Below are 22,652 nucleotides of genomic sequence, written 5' to 3' on the forward strand. Positions count from 1 at the left end.
CCCGTGAGGTGGGTTTCGCATTTTTGGGAGACCTGCCATGACCGAACCCGAACGACAACCGCCTGCGCTCGTCGAGACCATGCTCCTCTTGCGCCGTGAGGACTTCGACGAACTGCTCGACCGTGCCGCCGAGCGCGGAGCGGAGCGCGTACTCGCGCATCTCGGCTTGGAGAACGGTCGTGCGGCTCGTGACATCCGCGAACTGCGCGATCTGCTCGAAGCCTGGCGCGATGCCCGCCGAACGGCGTGGCAGACCATCGTCAAGCTCATCACCACCGGCATGCTGGCCGCGTTGCTCGTTGGCGCTGCCATCAAGTTGAAGCTCATGGGAGGCGGCCAATGATCGAGACCTTGCTCGGCGGGCTCCTCGGCGGGGCCTTCCGTCTGGCACCCGAGATCCTCAAGTGGCTCGACCGCAAGGGTGAGCGCGGCCACGAACTGGCGATGCAGGACAAGGCGCTGGAGTTCGAGAAGCTACGCGGCGCGCAGCGCATGGCCGAGATCGGAGCGAGCGCCGACGCAGCATGGAACACCGGGGCCATCGAAGCGTTGCGCGAGGCGGTGACGGCGCAGGGTAGGCCCTCGGGTGTCAAGTGGGCCGATGCCTTGTCCACCACGGTCAGGCCGGTGGTGACCTACCTCTTCGTGCTGATGTACGCCGGAGTGAAGCTCTCGACCTTCATCGGCTCGGTGCAGGCGGGCGTGGGGTTCGGGCCGGCGCTGTTGGCGGCGTGGTCTGAGGCGGATCAGGCCTTGCTCGCAGGCATCCTGAACTACTGGTTTCTGAATAGGACGCTGGAGAAGGCGCGAGGGGGTCTGTGATGGCGCGCACCGGAAGACCCGAGACGCCGATTCGCTGGCGATTCCTGACGAAGATCGATTTCGATCCAGACACCGGATGTTGGCTGTGGACAGGTGCCACCTGCCAGCAGGGATATGGCTTCATCAAGCGCAAGGATGGTGCGCAGCTACGTGCGCACCGTGTGGCCTACGAGCTGGCTTACGGGCATATCCCAGCAGGGTTGCAAGTCTGCCATCGCTGCGACAACCCAAGGTGCGTTCGGCCGGGTCATCTGTTTCTCGGCACTGCCCGGGACAACGCCGCCGATATGGTTGCCAAAGGCCGAGCGGCAAGGAATGCGGGTGAACGCAATGGCGCCGCGCGTCTGACGCGGCTGCAGGTCGCGCAGATCCGGGCAGCCGCTGAACCCTATGCACTTCTGGCCAAACGGTTCGGCGTGACGCCAGCGGCAATCGGCATGATCAAAAGGCATGAACGATGGACGCACGTGTGATTCGCGTGCCGCCTCAAGCCATCGAACTTGCGAAGCGCTTCGAGGGCTTTCACCGCGTGCCCAAACACGATCCTAGTCGCGCCTATCCATACATCTGCCCGGCCGGCTATCCGACGATCGGCTATGGGCACCTGTGCGATCTAAAACACCCGCCGATCACGGAAGACGAGGCCGAGGCCTACCTCGCCCAGGATCTGAGGGTGGCGCTCGCCGCCACGTTGCGCTATTGCCCGGTGTTGGCAACCGAGCCGGAGGGGCGGCTCGCCGCCATCGTGGACTTCACGTTCAACCTCGGAGCGGGGCGGCTGCAGACCTCGACGTTGCGGCGGCGGGTGAACCAGCGGGATTGGGCTGCCGCCGCGAGTGAACTGCGACGCTGGGTCTATGGCGGAGGAAAGGTGCTTCCGGGCCTGGTGGCGCGGAGAGCAGCCGAGTCGGTACTGCTGATAAGCGGAAGGCCCCTGGACTGATGCGGATCACCGCTCCCGCCCCGCCTCGTGCCAGGCCTTCTGCACCGGCGAGAGCAGGTATTCCGCCACCGTGCGGTCACCCAACAGGATTTCCGCCGTGGTCTGCATGCCCACCGACAATGGGTATTTGACGCCATCCATTTCCAGCGCGTTTGCATCGAGCGCGATGAGGGCTTTATAGCGCAACAGGCGTGGCCCAACCCCTTGCAGACCTTTGTCACGCGCCTCTTCTTCGCTCTGGGCATCGGCGCTCACATATTCCACGGTGCCGTGTCCCATGCCGTACTTCTGGAAAGGATAGGCAGCAAACTTGAGCTTGACCGTCTGCCCCGGCCGCACAAAACCGATGTCCTCGTTCGAGACCCAGACCTCGGCCTTGAGTCTCTCTTCACGAGGCACAAGGCTGGCCAACACGGTGCCCGGCTGCACCACGGTGCCAGCGGTGTGCGTGGCCAGCTCCTTGATTACCCCGTCTTGTGGAGCTTTGAGCTCCAGAAGCTCGCGCCGGTGTTGCTGCTTCTCCAGTTCCTTGGCGAGCTTGTCCAGTTGCGCCTGCGTCTCATAGCGCTCGGCGTGCAACTGCCGCATATAGTCGGCCTCGATCTGTTTGAGTTTCTTGTGCGACTGGTCGATGCTGGCCTGGGCAGAGGCGATCAGGTGCTTTTGCGTTTCCAGCTCCTGCTCCTTCTCGATACGCTCACGCCGCTTGTCCGAGCCCATGAGCGCACCGGCGAAGCCGTCCTTGACCAGTTTTTCGTAGGCCTTGTCTTGTTCGCGGTAATGAGGCAGCACGGCCTCCAGCCGTTCCTTTTGCTGGCGCGCGGCCGCCAGTTCCTGTTGCGCCTTGGCCATGCGACTGCCCTCCTCGGCGAGCGCAGCGGCCAGGGCGTCCCGGTTGGCCCGATACTGCGCAGCGGCCTCGCGCAGAAGCTGCGTCGGAGCCTGAACGTCCGGCTGAAAAGGCTTGCCCGCGAGTTCAGCGTCGATGCGGGCAAGCTGAAGGCGTTTGCGGGCATATTCTGTAGTGATGGCGGTGAGATCAGCCTCGGTGATCAGCGCATCCATGCGCATCAGGGTTTGTCCGGCGCGTACCGTCTCGCCCTCGCGCACCAGGATTTCCTTGACGATACCCGCTTCCGAGGGCTGCACGATCTTGAGATAGCTGGCCGGCACCAGCTTGCCGTCGGCCACCGCCACGATATCCAGCCGGCCGAGCAGCGCCCAAAGGATAAGAAAGGCGACCAGCGCCAGGATGGCCCACAGCACCCGCCGCCCCTGCGGATGCGGCGCGCTGTGCTGCAGACGAATCAAGGGCGGATAAAAATCCCGAGGATCGCTGGAAACGTATCGTGCGATGGAGTTCAATGCAGGCATAACGAGAGGCTCTCCTGGAGAGCTAGACAGGTTGGATACAATCCGCCCTCCAGCCGTTGAGAAACCTGGTCTCAGTGAAAACCAGGCGTTGCTCGATCCCACGCTGGGATGAGCTTGCAAAGGCCTGGGGCGAACACCAGCAAACCAGCCGAGGACAGGCCGCGGGGTGAGAAAGCATTCGAACCGGTGCCAATACCATGGTTTCCTTGTAGGCGATCGCCGCATCCGCCAGCCGCCGGCACCGGGCGCGCCGTCCAAAGGACTCACCCGCTGCCGGCGCGATCAGCACCCGCGCCATGGCTTGGCTCTCGGCGTCACCATGCCAGCTCGCGCACCCCTTCGCGCAGGCCGGCGAAGCCTTTGAGTTGGGTGCCCGCGCAGGCCAGCGACACGGCATCGACACCGCCGCGTGCGCCATGGCCACCGCCCTGCAGCCAGCCCACCAAGCCAGAGAGATTGGCTCCTTGGTTCGCATGGCTCCACGCAGGCGCGCCCTGCCGTTCGGCATCGAGCCGGTTCAGGGCCTGGGCCAGTTCCGCCCAGTGGCGCTCCACATCGTGATCGACCTGGCCCTGACCAGTCTGCCCGTAGGCTTGGCTCGGCTCGCCCCATTGCTCGAACCAGCGGCGATCCAGGAGAGGCAAGCTCCAATGGTGCGGCTGGCCGGACTTGTCATCACGCTTGAACCCCTCGAGGAAGCGCACCAAGGGGTCATCATCACGGTCACTGCCGTGCTTGCGATCCGGCTGGCCGGGCGAAGTAGCCGCCCCGTCATTGAGGTTGGCGCTGTGTCCGGGAGGCGGTGCATCCGCGCCGTTGCCCACGCCTTCGTTGCCCTTGGCGGCGGTCGGCACCACCGTCTCGCTGCCAAAGCTCACCTTGAAATCGTCCGAGGCGGTCGAACACTCGCCATGGCCATCGCTGACGGTGACGCGCACATCGATGCTGCCCCGGGCCGAGGCCGGAGCCGTCCCGCTGAAGGTCTGCGTGGCGGCATCGAACTTGAGCCAGCTCGGCAGCGGCTTGCCATTGGACAGGGTGGCCGTGTAGCGCAGCGTGTCGTTGCGGTCGGCGTCACGGAAGCTGCCTGCGGGCAGCTGCCACGAGAACGCCTTGCCCCTGGCGAGTTGAACGTCCGCAAGACGGCGAACGAGTTGCGGCGCATCATTCGTGCCCTGCACAGCCACCATCAATGCACCGCTGCTGCGCTCATTACCGTCGCTGGCGAGGTAGTTGAAGGTCTCCGTCACCGTCTCGCCCGCGCCCAGGCCTTGCACCTTGGGCAGCCAATCGTCGAGCACATAGGTGTAGGTGCCGTCGGACAGCAGGGTCAGTACGCCATATTCGCCGCGCCGGATGCCGGGGTCGGCCACTGAGAGGCGCGCGCCTTCCGGATCGCGGTCGTTGGCGAGCACATTGCCCCAGGCCAGCAGCTTGCGATCCTCGATCACGTTGGCGGCATCTGCTGTGGTGACCGGTGCCTGGTTGCCGTCCTCGACAGTCAGCGCGAAGGTCTGGCTGGCCGAGGCACCCGCCTGGTCGGTGGCAGTGACCCGCAGGGTGTAGTTGCCTGCCGTGGCTGGCGTGCCGCTGAAAGTGCCGGTGGCCGCATCAAAGGCGAGCCAGTCGGGCAGGCTGCTGCCATCGGCCAAGGTCGCCGAGTACACCAAGGTGTCACCCTCGTCGACATCAGTGAAGGTGTCGGCGTCAAACCGAAAACTGAACGCCTGGCCGCTCTGCGCGGATTGTTCGCCGATCTGGCGCGTCACGATGGGGGTGTCGTTCTGGCCGACCACGGCAAGGTCAAGCACAGAGACAGTACTGGCCACACCGTCGTTAGCCGTGTAGTTGAAGACCTCATGCGCCACTTCACCAGCTGCCAGCGACTGCACCGCGATGCTGTCGGTCAGGCGGTAAGTGTATTGGCCGTTGGCCGCGAGTTCCAAAGTCCCGTAACTGCCGACGCGGCTACCCGGATCACCGACTCGCAAGACCGCGCCATTATCGACATCGCTATCGTTATCAAGCACATTGCCCTGCAGCGGCGTTAGGGCATCCTCGCCGATCATTCCTGTATCGGCGACCACGACCGGTGCATCGTTGCTGCCGACGATCTGCACGACGAGGGTGGCATTGCTCGACGCAAGGCCGTCGCTGACGGTGTAGCTGAAGGTCTCAGAGACAAGCTCGCCGGCACCCAACGACTGAACTGCGACCGACTGATTGTCAAGCGCATAGGCATAAGTGCCGTCGACACCCAACTCTAGCCGGCCGTAGGCGCCTACCCGATTGCCGGCATCCACCACCTGCAGAATGCTGTCATGGTCGACATCCTGATCATTGGACAAAACGTTCCCGCTGACCGAGATCACTGCATCCTCCACAGTCTCGGCATGATCGTCGGCTGCCACCGGTACATCGTTGCTGCCGGCAACATTGATGCGCAGCGTACCGGTTGTACGCGCCAGGCCATCGCTGGCCTCGTAGAGGAAGGTTTCGCTGCTCGTCTCGTTCGCGCCCAGTTGCCGGACTGCTGGCAAGGTGCTGTCGAGCGCGTAACTGTAGGAACCATCGACAGCCATCGTCAGCGTGCCATACAGGCCGACCTGAACGCCAGGGGAGGCAACCGCCAATACGGTGCCTTCATCAATGTCCCGGTCGTTGGCCAGAACATTGCCTCGCGCCGTGCCGCTCGTCCCTGCAGACACGAAAGCAGCATCGTCGACGGTCTCGGGCGCGTCGTTGACACCCTGAACCACGATAGTGATTTCGTTGACCACGCTTGCATCGCCATCGCTCACCATGACGGCAAAGCGCTCAACCCGGCTTTCTCCGGTGCCCAGCGCCTGCACGGCTGAATTGCCATTGTCGAGACGATAGGAGGCTGTGCCGTCCGGCGCCACGTCCAGACGGCCGTAACTGCCGGTTTGTGACCCCGGATCGGCGATACGCAGCGTCGTGCCGTGATCGATGTCGCGATCATTGGCGAGCAGATCCAACTCGAGGGCCGCATGGTCGTCTTCACTGATCACGCCTTCGTCGGCCTGGACCTCGGGCAGATCATTGTGCCCATGGATCCGGATGGAGAGTTCCGCGCCATCGCTTGCCGCACCGTCGGTGACTCGGTAGGTGAAGGTTTCGGTCAGGATTTCGCCGCTCGCCAGGGCCTGAACCTCATCCAAACCACTATCCAGGGCATAGCTGTAACTACCATCGGCGTTCAGCTCCAAGTTGCCATAGCGACCGGCATAAGTACCCGCCGCGACGACCTGGAGATTCGTTCCCAAGTCCACATCCCGATCGTTGGCCAACAGCGATCCCGTCACCGGAGTCGCGGCGTCCTCATCGATGGATGCGCTGTCGGATACCGCCTGCGGGGCGTCGTTGACCGGATCGACATCCAGGGTGAGAACCCCTGCGTTTGCAGAAACCAGACCGTTGTCCACGCGGAATTCGATGCGGCCGTAGGCGGCGCCATGGGCATCCGCGTCCGGCGTGAAGACCAGCAGACCCGCATCGAGTTGGCTACGCAGGACGACTGTGCCGTCGGCAACTATCGCGCCATCTAGGAGCAGGCGTCCAGCCACCGGCGCCGCGACGATGACGACAGCCTGCAGCGCGTCGGGGCCATCGGGATCGGCAAAAGCAAAGTCCGCCGCCGTCAGGATGCGTGAGGAGTCTTCCGCCAAGGCAATGTCACCATCGAGCGCCACTGGCGCGCTGGCGACCTGCACGGGTGTAACATCGATTTGGACATGGGCCGTGGTGTTACCGCCTTGGCCATCGCTGACCGTATAGGAGAATCCGGCTTTCCCGGCATAGCCCGGTGCGGGAATGAAGCGCACGCGGCCGTCCGCCATCAATTCGACGGAGCCGTGCTCGGCATTGCCGACCGCGCTGATAGTCAGCGGGTCGTGGGTCGGATCGATGTCGTAGTCATTAACGAGCAAGGTCTCGCTCGCCAGATCGAGCACGCCATTGGCGTCCAGTGTGTAGCTTTCTCCTGTGGCCACCGGCGCATCGTTGACGTTCTGCACGGTCAACTGGAAGATATCCGAGGCGGTGCCGCCGTCCGGCTCGGTCGCGGTAATGCGAACCTGCAGGGCGCCGATATCACCATTGCCTGGCGTTCCCGAGAACGTGGCGGTGGCGGCATCGAAAGATAACCAGGCAGGCAAAGGCCGGCCGTCCAAAAGAGTGGCCGATAGCGTCAAGCCGCCGCTGGGCTCCGGATCGGTGAACACGCTGGCGGGCAGGCTCAGGCCGAACGGCTCATCTTCGAGCGCGATCTGGTCCGCCACTGGCGTGGAAACCACCGGCGGCAAGGTCTTTTCGTCGATGCCGATCGAGAAGACATCGGTGGCTTCCGCGCCCTTGGAGTCGGTCGCCACGATGCGAATTTCGGTCGGCGCCCGTTGTCCGGCGGGCACATGACCCGAGAAGGTCAGCGTGGCTGCATCGAACTGGATCCAGCTGGGCAGCGGGCTGCCATTGTCTTGCAAGGCACGGTAGCTCAGGGTATCGCCGGTGTCGATATCGCTGAAGGTATTGCGCGGCAACTGGAAGGAGAAGGTCTGGTCGCGTCGATAGATCTGGTCTGCAACCGGCATCGCCAGCCGCGGCGCGTGATTGCGCTGGGCCAGGGTCACGGCAAGATCAAAATCGTCGGCAACACTGGTGCCGACCAGGTCAGTCGCGGTGATCCGGATCGAATAATTGCCGACCTGATCGGTACGCGGCACGCCGGAGAGCACGCCTGTGACCGAATCGAAGCTCAGCCAGGCGGGTAGCGGGTCACCGTTGCTCAGACTTGCCGAATAGCGCAGGGTCTGGTCCCTGTCCACCTCGTAGAAGGCATTGCTGGTGCTGAGGTAGAGCGATTGATCTTCTTGCACGCTCAGGTCAGACAACGGTGCCACCAGGCGTGGCGCGTCGTATTCGTTGAGAACGGTGATCTTGACCTGCTTGGTCGGGTTCGGGACCCAGGCATTCGCGTCGCCATCCGGTTCACGTCCGCCGGCCGAGAAAGAATCCGATGCCGTCAGCGTCAGGTAGAACGTGCCGACCCCGAAATCACCTGCCTGACCGAGGATGGTTTTGGTGGAGGGGTTGTAGTAGGCCAGGGTTTCGTACTGCCGGCTCAACGGGTTGTAGGTTTGGATAGCACTCCCGATGGTCGAGACGGCGTCACCGTCCGGGTCGGAGAACGTCGAATCCGGCAGCGTAATCGAGAAGGCCTGATGCTCGCGCACCACGATTTCCGGAATGTCCTCGATGACCGGCTTGCGATTGGCCACCACGGTGAACTTGGTGAGCGAGCGGCCGCCGCGACCATCGTCGGCGATGATGTCGAAGACCTGGTTGCGCGGAAGCGGCGCAGCGCCTTGGTATTGCAGAGTACCCGTGCCTGAGTTGTAAACCCATCCATCGGCAGTGGCTGAGCCTTGGGGAAGGATGGAGATGCTCAGGGGGTCGCCATCCACATCGACGAAGCTCGGCAGGCTGACGTGCATGCTGTCGCCCATGGTCACGACCACCGATTTCTGTTCGGCGTAACTCCACTGCCAGACACCTCGGTTGGCGTCCCAGACCTGGCCGTAAACATTCCACGGCTGGCTGGGACTCGTTGCGACCACCGGGATATGGTTGATGCCGGCAGCTTGCACATCGACCGTGAATTCGGTACTCGTCTTCAGGCCCAGACGGTCCTCCGCCGTGAGCTTGAATGTCCAAGTACCGATATCCCAGTAATCCAGACTGCTGTAGACAAATGGGCCGTAATAGCTGTTGGGCGTCGTCGAGCGCAGCGTCAAGGCACCGTTGGTCGAATCCAGCGTGAAACTGGATTTGGCGTACGTAGGCGCTGACAGGCGTTCAAGGCTGTAGGTCAGCGTGTCGCCGCGATCCGGGTCGGTAAACAAGCCCGTCGGCAAACTCAGTACTGCGCCCAGGCCTTCCCGGGCAGTTAGATTGCCCACCGCAGCGGTCAGAACCGGCGCATCGTTGACGTCACCCACGACGACATCGAAATCCTCGTATGCGGCCAGCCCGTGGCTGTCGGTGCAGGTGATCCGGATCGTCGTGATGCCGACACTGTCGCTCTGCGTCGTCCCGCTGATGCGGGCCGTGTCCGGGTCGTAGGACAACCAAGCGGGCAGAGGATCTCCGTTGGCGAGGGTAACCTGGATGGAAACGGGATCGCCTTCCCGGTCGACGAACAGGTCTGCGGGCAAGGCCACATCGATGGACTGCCCCTGCCAGACAATCTGGTCCGTGACGAGTCGTTGAACACGTGGCGGATCGTTGACGTCCTCGACCACGATGTCGAAGACGTCGCTCACCGTGCGGCCGCGCGAATCGCGCGCCGTGACTGCAACCGCCAAGGTGCCCACATCGTCCTTGCCCGGGGTGCCGGAGAACGATTTCCGTACCGGGTCGAAACTCAGCCACCTGGGCAGGGCGGCACCCCCGGCCAGCGTTGCGGAGTAGGAGAGCGTGTCGCCGACATCGAAGTCCTTGAAGGCATCCTCGGGCAGGCTGAAGGACAAGGCCTGGTCTTGCCGGCCCTGTTGATCGGCCAGCGGCCGGAACACGATCGGCGAGGTGTCGTTCGGGTTACGGATGGACAGGTCGAACTGGTCGGAAACCACGCGATTGGCGCTATCCGACACCTGCACGACGATGCTGATGGTGCCGACATCGCCCTCACTCGGCGTTCCCCGGAAGGTGCGTGTGACCGCATCGAAGCTCAGCCAGCGCGGCAGCGGGTCACCGTTGGCCAGGGTCACCTTGGGAATCAGCACATCGCCGGCATCCTGGTCGCCGAACACGTCCGCCACGCTGAACTCGAAGCTGTGCCCGACATCGACCGTCTGGTCGGCCGCTGCGGCGATGACCTCCGGATCGGTGTTGGCCGGCGTCGCCGCCAAGGCAGCCTCGACTTCGGACTGTCCCCAAGTCGTGCCATCGGCGAATTCTATGGTTTCGACCAGGCTCGCGGTTTGCCAATAGTTGCGCACCGTCAGGCGGTCGCTGGTATCGCGTACGGAGATCAACAGGTCGTCGCCGTTGCGGCGCAGTAGCAGGTCGGTCGGCGCCAAACCGGCGCCCAGTAGCAAACGATCACCCGCCGAGGCGGCGCCGTTTTCAAGGACCAGGTCCTGGCCGTAACCGCGCCCAAACACATAACTGTCGTTGCCGGCCCCGCCATAGAGCGTATCGTTGCCGGCGCCACCATCGAGCAGGTCATTGCCGGCACCGCCTGCCAGGGTGTTGTCGCCTGCGTTCCCGCGAATGCGATTGTCTCCGGCATTGCCGGTGCCGTCGATATTCGCCGAACCGCCCAAAGTGAGATCCTCGACGAATTCCGGGAGCGCGAAACTTGCCGTGGCGAGAACGCTGTCGTGACCTTCGCCGGTCAGTTCGATCACAGAGTCGCCGGCATCGTCGACCCGATAAAGGTCGTCGCCCTGACCGCCATAGAGGACGTCGGCGTTGCCGCCGCCATCCAGGGTATCGTTGCCGCCCATGCCGCGGAGGACGTTACGGCCGGCATTGCCGATCAGGACGTTGGCCCCTTCATCGCCGGTGGCATTGAGATTGGCTTCGCCCAGTAGTTCGACATTCTCGATGTTGCTGCCGGCGGTGATCGTCCAGCTGATGGCGGCCGCAACGGTATCGTTGCCTTCGCCGGCCAGCTCGACAACGGTATCGGCAGCATTGTCGACCACGTAGCGGTCGTCGCCCGCGCCCCCGATCAGGGTGTCCGCGCCGGCGCCGCCGTCCAGGATATCATTGCCGGCGCCGCCCTCGATCCGGTTGTTGGCGCTATTGCCCACGAGCCGGTTGTTCGCCGCGTTGCCAATCAATTTGACCGGCGCCGTTCCGAGCACTTCGAAATTCTCGATTTCGCCGGTGACAATGATGTCTTGCGTCGTGGTGAGACGAACCGTGTCGCTGCCCCCGCCGGGCAGTTCGACGACTTCGCTCAAGTCATCGACGATGTACAGATCGTCGCCGTCGCCTCCCACCAAAAGATCCGTGCCCATGCCGCCGATCAGCACATCGTTGCCGTCGCCGCCCATCAGGACGTCGTCGCCATGGCTGCCGACCAGCGTATCGTTGCCCGCGCCGCCGGAAACATGGGCCGGGAAGCCGGCGCCGGCCACCAGATAGTCGGCGCCGTCCGTGCCGATCAAAGCGGAAGCCCGGCGAGAAAGATCCTCGGCGCTCCAGACCGTGCCGTCGGCAAAACGTGCTTGCAATACCGGCTGGCTCACCGAGTCGTTGAACCAGGCTGTGAAACGCACGCCATCGGCGCCGCTGCGCACCACCAGATCGGCTCCCTCGCGGCTTGCAGTGACCGTGTCGGGGTCGATGCCTGCACCAAAGCGCAAACTGTCATAGCGCATATCGCCCGCGACCTCACGCAGACCGTCGCCGACGTTCACAACGAGGTCATTGCTGCGCGCGGCCCACGTAATGGGGTCAAGAATGGTGCCGTCAGCAAAACGAACACGCTCGATCGCCATCAACGGGCGATCAAAGCCCATGATCGTGATGGAGTCGTCTCCCCCGGCAATATGCAGGACGAGGCTGCCGTCGACGATTTCTCGCGACACATCGGCCGGCGTGATGCCGGCGCCGAACTCGATCGTATCGACATCCTTGAGCCCGAAACCAAAGTCGCCCACGACGTCCTGGCCGTCGCCCCGTTCGAATCGGTACACATCGCTACCATTGCCGCCAATCAGCATGTCCTGGCCACGGCCTCCCTGCAGGAGGTCGCTTCCCGCGCCGCCGGTCAGTTGATCGTCGCCATCGCCGCCTTGCAGTCGATCCTTGCCGTCACCACCGTCGATCAAATCATTGCCCACGCCACCGAGCAGGACATCATCGCCTTCGGCGCCATTGATGACGTCGTCACCTTCCTGCGCCGCGATGTAATCGCTGCCGGTCGATCCCTGCAAACTGTCATTGCCGGACGTTGCCACCAGCAAGCGGGCAGCGATGTCCGCCGATTGCCATGTCGTTCCATCCGCGAAGCGGATGCCGGCAAGATTGAGCGCTGAACCGCTGCTGCCGTAGCCAGTGGCCCAGCCATTCTCGATGCGAACCTGGCTGCCAGAACCCGGCACGTCAAGAACGAGGAAGCGCCGCCAGGGGGAAGCGGTTTCGTCGAATCTGGATACGACGACATCCTCCGGGCGTATCCCCTCGCCGAATTCGATGACGTCGAGCAACCCCGCGTTGCTCGGCACCTGAATGGTGTCGCGCCCAAAGCCGGCTTCGAAGCGATAGATATCGCGCCCCTCGCCGCCAATCAAAGTGTCGTCCCCGGCGCAGCCCACGAGAACATCATCGCCCCGGCCGCCCAGCAGCCGATCCGCGCCCGCGCCACCATCCAGATAGTCGCGGCCGCTGCCGCCGCTCAGAGTGTCATTGCCGGTGCCGCCGAAGACCCGGTCGTCACCGGTGCCGGCCAGCACCACATCGCTGCCGGCGCCCGCGTCGATGACATCATCACCGCTCGTGTCCACCAGATAGTCGCTGCCTGCGGTGGCTGCCGGACGGTACAAGGTTTGCAACACATCCTTGCCCTCGATGACGGTTCCGTCGCCAAAGACCAGGCGGCTGGCGATGGTCGGGTTGCCATCCTGATCCAGCTCGATCTGGAAACCGCTCAGCGTGGCGGGAGATCCCTTGAGACCCAGCGAGAAGCTGCCGCCGTTCTCGTTGAACCACACATCCTTGATCAGCACGTCACCGGGCTGGACGTTGCTTTCGAGGCGGATGGTTTGCGGCTGGTAAGCGGAGTAGCTGCCGTAGAAATAATCCTGCCCGGCGTTGAAGCCGAACACCAGGGTGTCGCTGCCGCCGGTCAGGTAATACGTGTCGTTGCCAGCACCACCATCGAGCACGTTGCGGCCATAACCCCCGGCAAGGAAGTCATTGCCGTTGCCGCCGTGGATCACGTCGTCGCCATAGCCGCCGTAGAGCGTGTCATTGCCGCCTTGCCCGTACAGACGGTCGTCGAACGGGCTGGCCTCGGCGTCGGTGATGGTGTCTGCCGCCTCACTGCCAATCACGACGCCTGAGGGTGACGCCCGCAGATCGAGTTCGCTGCCATCCGCGAAGCGCAGGGTCGAGACTCTGTCCGAAGCATACGTCCATCCGGAAATCCGCAGCGTGTCGCTGCCGCCCGCCAGACGGATCTGCAGTTCACTGCCGGATACCTTGATCTCGACGTCCTGCTGGCGCACCCCGTCGCCCAGTTGGATCACATCGCGGCTATCGCTGCTGGCCAGCGTGTCCTCGCCGCTGCCGAAGCCGAGCACAATGATGTCGGCCGAGGCTTCCGAGTAATAACCCCCATCCCCGCCATAGATGACATCCTTACCCGCGCCGCCGTCCAGCAGGTCGGCGCCCGAACCACCATTCAGGGTGTCGTTGCCGTCACCGCCAAACAAGGCATCCGCACCGTTGCCTCCGTCGAGCTGGTCATTGCCATCGCCGCCAAAGAGCGCGTCGGCGCCGTCTCCGCCGCTCAGATAATCATCGCCGGCATCGCCGGAGAGGCGGTCGTCGCCCGAGGCGCCAGACAGATAGTCGCCACCTGCAGCACCAGAGATGTCGTCGTTGCCGCCGTATCCCTCGATGGTCTCGCTTTGGTTGCTTCCGGTCAGCGTGTTGTCGCGGAAATCGCCCAGCCCTTCGGGCAGCATGGAGAGCACGGCATCGGTATGCCACACGGTGCCGTCGGCAAAGCGCACTTCCAGTGCCGAGGCGGGTTGTGCCTGAGCCAGCCAATAGCTCATGTTGAGGGTGTCAGCGCTGCCTGTCACGGAGAACTGCAAGGAGGCGCCAATGCGTGCGACGGAAATGTCCCCGGGCAGCACATCCGCGCCCATTTCAATAATGGTCAGCGGTGAGCGCGCGCCATCGACTCCCCCGCTGAACGTATCGTAGCCAGAGCCCCGGCCGAAGCGGATCGTGTCGATGCCGGCACTGCCTTCGTAGTAATCATTTCCGGCGCCACCGTCGAGGACGTCGTTGCCATCGCCCCCATTCAGGGTATCGCTGCCTGCCCCACCAAAAAGCTGGTCGTCGCCAGCGCCTCCGGTCAGTTGATCATTGCCGTCGCCGCCATCGAGGACGTCCGCACCCGCGCCACCCGCCACGCGGTCATCCCCTCCGCCGGCGGCAAGCAGGTCGTCTCCCGCACTGCCCAACAAAGTATCATTGCCGCTGGTTGCGACGGGTTGCGGCATCCGCGTTTGGGCCGCGATGTCCGCGGCCGACCAGACGCTGCCATCGGCAAAGACAATGCTGGCGGCACCGTTGATGCCCGTCAGAGTTTCGCCGGTGGCCACGATACGCAGGGTCAGCGGCACTTCCAGGCCATCGAGCAAGCCGCCGACGATCTCGACCTCGGTCGCTTCTACATCGGTGCGGACGACAAAGCCCTGGGCATAGGCTGCGTTCTCGATCACATCGTTGCCGCTGCCCGTGCCGAACAAAATCACCGCGCCGCTGTTGACATTGAGGCGGTCATTGCCGGCGCCGCCGTCCAGAATTCCGTCGCCACTGAGGGCGTCATCGCCCGCTCCGCCCGACAGGTAGCCCCGCCCGCTCAGCGTGTCATTGCCGGCGCCGCCATCGATGAAGTTATCACCCTCACCATCCTCGATGGTGTCGTCGCCGGAATCGCCGAACAGGCGATCATTACCTACACCGCCGCGCAGCGAATCGCGCCCGGCACCGCCGTGAATCACGTCATTGCCGTCGCCTCCGTAGATGCTGTCCGGCCCCAGGGTACCGGTCAGCACGTCCGCATCGGACGTGCCCGAGGTCGACGTCAAGCGATAGCGATCGAAGTCGGCGGCGGTAATGACCACGCCGTCGGCCGACTCGATTAGGTCGATGCGCGAGCCCGCATCGACATAGACGGCGCCCGAGCCAAAATCGATCTCCGTCTGGCCAAAATGCCCCCAACCGCTGGCAGCCGAGATGATGACGTTTTCAGCCGACAGCCCCGCGCCCAGCACGATACGGTTGGTACCCTCTGCGTCTGAAATCTGGTCATAGCCGCTGTCGGCATTGATGACGTAAGTGTCATCACCGGCGCCGCCCGCGAGCCGGTCGTGGGCGCTGTTGTACCAAGAGCCCCACCTGTAATTGCCCTCCCGCTCCAGATCGCTGGCCGTCGAGGCGCCGCTGATCAGCGTGTCGTTGCCATCGCCGCCCTCGATTTGATCGGCACCGGTGCCGCCGTCCAGCACATCATCACCAGCGCCGCCTTCCAACCAGTCGTCGCCGGCAAGCCCATTGATGGTGTCGTTTCGCCCCGATCCATAGATATGGTCGTAACTCGCCGTGCCTTCGGGCACCGCCAGGCGCAATTCGACGTCCGAGAGATTCCATTCGGTACCATCGGCAAACACGAAACGCTCGATGCGATTGCCGGTGTTCCCGCTACTGAACTGGGATTCGACGCGGACGCGGTCATCCGTGCCGGCAACCTCGAGGACCAGACTGTCATACTCGCGGCGCACGACCAGATCATCGGGCGCGATGCCTTCGCCGAACATCAGGGCATCGCCGCCGCCATTGTCCCAATCGTTGTCGCTGATGGTCAGCTGCCCGTAGCCCCGCTTGAACACATAGCGATCGTCTCCCTGGCCGCCGCTCGCATAGTCGTTGCCGCCGAGACCATCGATGATTTCAGAGCGATCGGAACCGCGTAGCCAGTCGCTGCCGGTCGTGGGTTTCGTCATCGCGTAGGCGGCCACATCGTCCGCCGTCCATGCCGTGCCATCGGCAAATTCGATGGATTCGATCAGCGGTTGCACGCTGATATCGCCCCATTGGTTCGAGACCCTGGCCGGGATGCGTACCCGGTCCTCGGTGCCGTAGCGTTGCAGCACGATGGCGCCGCCGGGGTCGGCGAACACCTGGAGGTCTTCCGGTGCAATGCCATCGCCAAAGCGCAGGCTGTCATACCCCTCGATGTCCACGACCCGGTCGCTGCCGTCCCCGGCGTTGAACACATAGACATCGTCGCCGCGTCCGCCGTCGAGCAGATCCGATCCCGTGCCCCCGACCAGGGTGTCGTTGCCGTCCAAACCCTGGATGACGTCGTCGCCGGCTAGGCCGTCGATGAAATCGTCGGCACTATCACCCACGATGAAGTCGTCGCCATCGCTCGGGGTGTTCGCCAGCGTTTCGATGGCTTCGGCATCCCACGTCGTCCCATCGGCGAATCGCACCGCTGCCAGCCGGTTGGCCGCATCGACGAACCAGTTCTCGACGGTGATCGTTTCGCCATCGGGCAACTGCAAATAGAGGTGAGCGGCATCTCGCTTGACGACCACCTGTTCCGGATCGATGCCGTGGCCCAGGCTGAGGATGTCGGTATCGTCCCGGCCTTCGTCGGCGATGATGTCGCTGCCGTCGCCAAGCACGTACGCGTAGGTGTCGTCGCCCGATCCGCCCCAGAGTAGATCGTTGCCCGTGCCGCCGCTGAGACGGTCGTTACCGGCCAGGGCGTGGATTTCGTCGTTGCCGGCCCCGGCGTCGATCACGTCGTCCGCATCGCTGCCGACCAGGAAGTCATCCCCGCCGCTCGGCGCCACCGGGGCCAGGGCCCAGGCCGTCAGCTCCGCCGGCGACCAGACCGTGCCGTCCGCGAAGACCACGGATTCGATGCTCGGCCCGGTGTTGCCGAACCAGCCCTCGACGATCACGCGTTCTCCGCTGCCGCGCAGCACCAGCAGCAAGTCGGATTCGTTGCGGGTCACCGCCACATCGGCCGGCAGAATGTCCGCGTCGAAGCGAAGCACATCCTCGCCCGCCGTTCCGCTGTCGGCGATGACGTCGCGGCCGTCGCCGCGCGCAAAAACGTAGGTGTCCGAACCGTCGCCGCCATCGAGGCGATCGTTGCCGGCGCCGCCGGACAAGGTATCGTCCGTCGCATAGCCAATGATGTTGTCGTTGCCCTCGGTGCCGAGGAGCAGCTCGGCACGCACCTCGTCCGCCGAGAAACTCCCATCGTAGAAATCGAAGAACTCGACAACCGCCGTTTCATCGGCAAAGAAACTCCGAATGGTCAGGCGATCCTCCGTGTCGACGATGCGCACCAGCAGGTCATCGCCCGCCCGTTCGAAACGTACTTCATTCCGATATCCCTCGACAACGATGCGGTCGGCATTGTGGATGTCGTCGGATTCGACCACCAGATCGTCGCCGGAGCCCCGCCGGAACACGTAGCTGTCGTCGCCGCTGCCGCCATAGAGCGTGTCGCGGTCGGCGCGATCACCACCGTCCAGCCAGTCGTTGCCAGCTCCGCCGTGGAGTTCGTCATCGTCGGCGAAGACGCCGCCGTAGCCGCCTTCGCCGCCTCCGTAATACCCTTCGCCGCCTCCGTAACCCTCGCCGCCGCCATTGCCCGACCACCAGGCGTCGTAGGTATAGGCGCCATACAGGCGGTCATCCCCACGGCCGGCAATGATGACGTCGTTGCCGAAGCGGCCGACGACCGTATCGTCACCGTCCTGATCCGTCAGGACATCGTCGCCGTCCGTTCCCTCGATGTATTGCGGGGCCGGCGCCACGAATTCGGCGCGCGCGGCCAGTTGATCCGCCAGCCAGGTCGTGCCATCGGCGAACTCCACCTGTTCGATGCCACGGCCTTCGCCATCGAGTTGGCCGATCAGGGTGACCGAGCCGCCGTCGATGAAGGTCAGGGTGATGTCGTGGTAGTTGCGCGTGACGGTGACTTCATCGATGTGGATGCCGTCGCCCAGACGCAGGCGGTCCCGGTTGTCCGTCGTCGTGTCGTCGTCGAGCACGCGGTCGTTGCCATCGCCGAGCTGGTAGAGATAGCTGTCGTCGCCCGCCCCGCCCTGCAAGTCGTCGTTGCCGGCATTTCCCGTCAGGCGGTCGGCGATGTTGGTGCCGCGAATCGCATCGTCGTCTTCGCTGCCTTCGAGATCGAAGCCGCGCTGGAGCAGTTCCTCATAGGTCAGCACCGTGCCGTCGGCGAATTCGAACAGGCCGATGGAGGGATTGGCAAACACGTCGGCAGGGTTGAAGTTATCGATGTGGATGACGTCGTTAGGGTCGGCGCCCACCTGGATTGCCAGCGAGCCCAGGTGCAGCGTGAGCATGTCAGGCGTGATGCCGGATCCGAACACGATGCGATTGGGCGCGGGGTTGCCGCTGGCATCCACGTGGCCGCCGGTGTCCACGATATGATCAGTGCCGTCGCCCAGTTCGTACAAATAGGTGTTGCCGCCGCCGTCGCCGGTGAGGGTGTCGTTGCCCTGCCCGCCCGACAGCACGCTGGTGCCCCCGGTGGCGCTGAGGGTGTCCGCGCGCTTGCCGCCGGCGATGTAGGCGCCCGCCACACTGGTGGCGGAGGTAACTGTGTCGTCGAGCGTGCGCCCGAGCAGTTTGGCCCAGCTCATGCTTTCACCGCCGGCAAAGCGGTACTCGCGGACCGCCCCGGCCATGCCGTTCAGGATCACCACGCGGTCCTGGGCGCTGTAGTCGATCTGGATATCCCCCTCCCCTGTCCGCGCCACCTTGAGCGTGGCAGCGTCGATGCCCGCACCGAATTCGACGACGTTGAGATCGGCCGAGGTGTCCTCGATGGTGTCCGCCATCATGTCCGGCCACGTGCCGTCGCCCAAATTCAGGCGATAGACGTCCGCACCTTCGTTGCCGGCCAGGTAGTCCACGCCGGTGCCACCGATAAGAGTGTCGCGCCCCTTGCCGCCCAAGAGGGTGTCGTTGTCCGCGCCACCGTCGAGAAGATCGTCGCCCTCGCCGCCTTCGAGATAATCGATGCCCTCGCCCCCAGTGAGCTGGTCATTGCCCCCGCCGCCCCACAAGCTGTCGGCGCCCATACCGCCATCCAGCACATCGTTGCCCATATAGATCGGGTCGAGCATGGCGTCCGCGGCGTTGTCGCCTATCAGTTGGTCATCGCCGTCGCCGCCGCTGAGCGTGTCCGCGCCGCCGTCGCCGATGAGGCGGTCGTTGCCTTCGCCACCGTCGAGGGTATCGTTGCCGTGGAAGTCGCCTGCCAGTTTTGCGCCGTCTCCTTCCAGATAGTCATCGCCGTCGCCGCCGCTGAGCGTGTCCGCGCCGCCGTCGCCAAAAAGGCTGTCATCGCCTTCGCCGCCGTCGAGGGTATCGTTGCCGTGGAAGTCGCCTGCCAGTTTTGCGCCGTCTCCTTCCAGATAGTCATTGCCGCCACCGCCAAAGAGCTCATCGTTGCCGCCATCACCCCACAACGAATCGTTGCCCAGCCCACCCTCCAAATAGTCGTTACCGTGGAAGTTGCCGGGCGTCACGCCGTCGTCACCGGATAGCTGGTCGTTGCCGTCGCCGCCGTAGAGCTTGTCATCCCCGCCATTGCCGGAGAGCGCGTCATTCCCCGCCCCCCCATCCAGCATGTCCGCCCCATGCAGCCCGCCCGGAATACCGCTACCGTCGCGGTCCTGGATGCTGTCTCCGGAGAGCACGTCGTCTCCCTCCTGCCCGTACAGCAGGTCGTTGCCCTCCTCGCCGAACAGCACGTCCTGGCCGATGCCGCCCAGCAGCACGTCGTTGCCCAGCTGCCCGAACACCCAGTCGTCCCCCGCTCCGCCATACAGCACATCCGCCCCACCCGCGCCGTCCACCCAGGAGCTGGCGTCGGCGTAGATGCGCTTGTAGAGCGTGACCCCGTCCGCCCGCGTGCTCACTTCCCGCGTGATGCGCCAGTCCGGATTGACGCTCATGTACCTGAAGTCGCTCCAGGTGTCGGCGGTCTCGTCGCCCATGAGGAAGTCGTCGCCCTGGCCGCCGATGAGGATGTCGTTGCCTTCTCCACCCAAAAGCGCGTCATGGTCCAGGCTGCCCACCAGGGTGTCGCGGCCCTCGCCGCCATCCAGCCAGTCGCCGCGCGCGCCGCTGCCGGGACCGGTCTCGCCGCCGGCAATGGCACTGTCGATGGCTTCCGCGCGGGCGGCGTAGAGTTGGTCATCCCCCGCGCCGCCAAACAGGCGGTCGGCACCCGTGACGCCTTCCACGGTGTCGTTGCCCGCCCCGGCAGTGGCCAGGTCGTCGCCGCTGCCAGTGTCGAGCCAGTCGTGGCCGCCCCGGTCGGCGTGGAGGATGTCGTTGCCGCCGGCACTGATGAGTTTGTCGTTGCCGGTGCTGTCATAGAGGGTGTCGATGCGGTCTGGATCATTCACCGCCGGGTCGGTGATGACGTTGCCCAGTTCGTCGACTTGCATTTGCACGCCGGGGGTGGCCGGGTCGAAGTCGATCGGGGCAAGGTCGCCCTGGATCACGCGGTCTTCGGGTGGGGGCGGGGTGACGGTGGGGGCGTCGGGAAGGGCGATGCCCAGGTCCCCGGCAGCGAAGTTCTCGACGGTGATGTTACCGGCATCACTGGTGACGGTGAGGGTGCCGCGGCCGGTGGCGTCGGGGGTGAAGGTGTAGGTGGTGGTGCCCTTTTGCCAAACACCGGGGGATTGATAATCGCCGCCGTCGAGCACGCTGCCATCGAGCATGATGACGCCCAGGCCGTCGCTGTCGCGGATGACGTCGTTGGCTTTGTTGGCGCTGGTGAGGAGATAGATGTCGCTGCCCGCGCCGCCTTCGAGGCGGTCGGCACCCTTGCCGCCTTCGAGGGTGTCGTTGCCGGCACCGCCGATCAATGCATCCCGGCCATCCTCGCCTTTGAGGGTGTCATCGCCCAGTTGGCCTTCGAGGGTGTCGTTGCCCTGGCCGCCTTCGAGGGTGTCGTTGCCTCCGTCACCGTAGAGGTGATCCGCGTTGTCACCCCCGGTGAGGGCGTCGCCGCCCGCGCCGCCGAATACGAGATGCCGCAACTGCGGGCTGCGCTTCACGTCGTACGGGTTGCCCACCCACAGCTCGGCACCGCCGGCTTCGTCCTTGAAGTGCCAGGCACTGCCGTCGTAAACCCGGCCCACGTCGGTGTCTTCGGTGTAGGTTTTGTTTTTCCAGGCAAGGAAGGCGGCACGGTCTTGCAGGTAGAGGGTGGTGAGGGTGCCCGTGCCAGTGGCGGGATCGTACAGATCGAGTTCACCGTTCTGGTTGTGTGGGGCATAGTCCGCGCCCAGGACAACGAAGGGGTTGAGTTCCTTGAGGGCGTAGCGGTAGGCCAGCCCAGTGGCGTCGGTGCGTTGGGCTTCGGTGACGAGGGTGTCGCGGGAGGCGGTGGCAAGGCTGACAAGTTGCAAGGCCGGATTCGCCTTTACTACGGCCTCCAGTTCGAGGAATTTTTCATAGTAGGCATTGCGAATGTTGAAGTCGCCGCCGTCGATCATGAGCGGCCCCGGCTCAGTGCGAACCAGTGTAATAGGCGCGCCTTTGATTGTGCGATAGAGCTTCTCAAGCAAGAGCTCATAGGTTTCTCCCGTCCCCGCAGTCATTGCCATGAGAACGGCTCCGGCCTGTTCGGGAGTGAGCGCCGCGTTCATCCGCCCCATCAGCGACTGCAAGGCCAAGCCGTCCATGAGGTGGCCGATGTCGTGCGTAACCTTTTCCGTGGTGATGTAGTGCTCGGGGCTGAACGGTGTGCCGGTCGCATTGCTCGACACGCCTTCACTGTCGTCGCCGGGGATGGCATCCTCGCTCTCCAAGGTCGTTACGCGATTGACGATACTCGATACCGCCAGCGGACTTGCACCGAATTGACTAAACAACGATAGTGCGGCATCGGCGCCCGGCGCTTGCGCGAGCAGCGCGGTTGTCGCGGGATTGTAGCCGGGAGCGTTGAAGGTATAGGCATTGGTGAAGAGATCGGGAAATAGGGCAACCGCCAAAGCGGCCAAGTGGCCGCCGAGACTATGGCCGGTGACGGTGAGCGTTTCTCCGGCTGCGATCGCCCCCGTGCCAATCCCGTCATATTTGGCTTCGAGCCACCAATACTGGACATACGCGGGAAAGATCGTCACCGTCTGGGTCACGTATTGCACCCCAGCCGGGGGCGGGCTGCCAGTCACCTTCACTTCGAGCCGCAACACATTGGTGGCACCCTGCGGCGCTTTCAGCTCCTGCACGTAGTTGAACAGCGATACCAATTGCTTGAAGGCCACACCGAGCAATCCGATTTGGCCGATGTCGGCTTCGATCAGATCTTGGGCGGTCTGGCCTGGCTGGCCGGGTTCGGTGCCCGCGATCGCCAGCACCTTGCCATAAGTGGGATTGGACAACAGCATCGCGGCGAAGCCGCTCGCCGGGTCGCTGTGGCCGGTTGCAACGCTACTACGGTAGTAAGGGGAGAGCATCGTCCAGGCGTCGGGACCTATGAACATCTGATTGCCAAGGAACTGTGGCAACCTCCCTTGATTATTTCCTGTGTTCGCAATAGTTTGCCCGTCCCCTGGCGTAGCCTCTCCACTGAGGTCGATATACGCAGCTTGTGACAACTTGGCATAGGTGTAGTAGGTTTCAAGAATGTTCATTGCGGTCTCCTCGTGGATATTCGATTTTG

Annotated in this window: 6 protein-coding genes; 4 read left to right on the plus strand and 2 right to left on the minus strand. The window is 64.0% G+C overall.

What is annotated here, in order from left to right; translation table 11 throughout:
• Window positions 1-37 precede the first annotated feature (37 nt).
• From ACZ42P_RS08005 to ACZ42P_RS08020, 4 genes are read left to right on the plus strand one after another with little or no spacing between them, the layout of a single operon-like run.
• The gene (locus ACZ42P_RS08005) at window positions 38-343 is read left to right on the plus strand and encodes a DUF6127 family protein (RefSeq protein ID WP_464897028.1); all 306 of its coding nucleotides are present in this window, start codon (window positions 38-40) and stop codon (window positions 341-343) included.
• Window positions 340-822, plus strand: coding sequence for a hypothetical protein (locus ACZ42P_RS08010; protein ID WP_464897029.1), 483 nt, complete (start codon window positions 340-342; stop codon window positions 820-822). The genes ACZ42P_RS08005 and ACZ42P_RS08010 overlap by 4 nt, the downstream gene beginning before the upstream one ends.
• Window positions 822-1,295, plus strand: coding sequence for an HNH endonuclease (locus tag ACZ42P_RS08015; protein ID WP_464897030.1), 474 nt, complete (start codon window positions 822-824; stop codon window positions 1,293-1,295). The genes ACZ42P_RS08010 and ACZ42P_RS08015 overlap by 1 nt, the downstream gene beginning before the upstream one ends.
• Complete coding sequence (locus ACZ42P_RS08020) at window positions 1,280-1,765, plus strand: lysozyme (RefSeq protein WP_464897031.1); 486 nt, start codon at window positions 1,280-1,282, stop codon at window positions 1,763-1,765. Before ACZ42P_RS08015 ends, ACZ42P_RS08020 begins: the two co-directional genes overlap by 16 nt.
• Window positions 1,766-1,771: 6 nt before the next feature.
• On the opposite strand, the gene ACZ42P_RS08025 is transcribed toward ACZ42P_RS08020, so the two are convergent.
• Window positions 1,772-3,130, minus strand: a complete 1,359-nt coding sequence (locus ACZ42P_RS08025; RefSeq protein WP_464897032.1) for an HlyD family type I secretion periplasmic adaptor subunit — start codon at window positions 3,128-3,130, stop codon at window positions 1,772-1,774.
• A gap of 323 nt (window positions 3,131-3,453) precedes the next feature.
• Window positions 3,454-22,623, minus strand: a complete 19,170-nt coding sequence (locus tag ACZ42P_RS08030; RefSeq protein WP_464897033.1) for a putative Ig domain-containing protein — start codon at window positions 22,621-22,623, stop codon at window positions 3,454-3,456.
• Window positions 22,624-22,652 lie beyond the last annotated feature (29 nt).

The sequence above is a fragment of the Thiobacter subterraneus genome (genome assembly GCF_055379455.1).

What these genes read in the sequence shown, in the direction of transcription:
- ACZ42P_RS08005 (WP_464897028.1), top strand. Translation starts at nt 38, where the DNA reads ATGACCGAACCCGAACGACAACCGCCTGCGCTCGTCGAGACCATGCTC.
- ACZ42P_RS08015 (WP_464897030.1), top strand. Translation starts at nt 822, where the DNA reads ATGGCGCGCACCGGAAGACCCGAGACGCCGATTCGCTGGCGATTCCTG.
- ACZ42P_RS08030 (WP_464897033.1), bottom strand. Translation starts at nt 22,623, where the DNA reads ATGAACATTCTTGAAACCTACTACACCTATGCCAAGTTGTCACAAGCT.
- ACZ42P_RS08010 (WP_464897029.1), top strand. Translation starts at nt 340, where the DNA reads ATGATCGAGACCTTGCTCGGCGGGCTCCTCGGCGGGGCCTTCCGTCTG.
- ACZ42P_RS08020 (WP_464897031.1), top strand. Translation starts at nt 1,280, where the DNA reads ATGGACGCACGTGTGATTCGCGTGCCGCCTCAAGCCATCGAACTTGCG.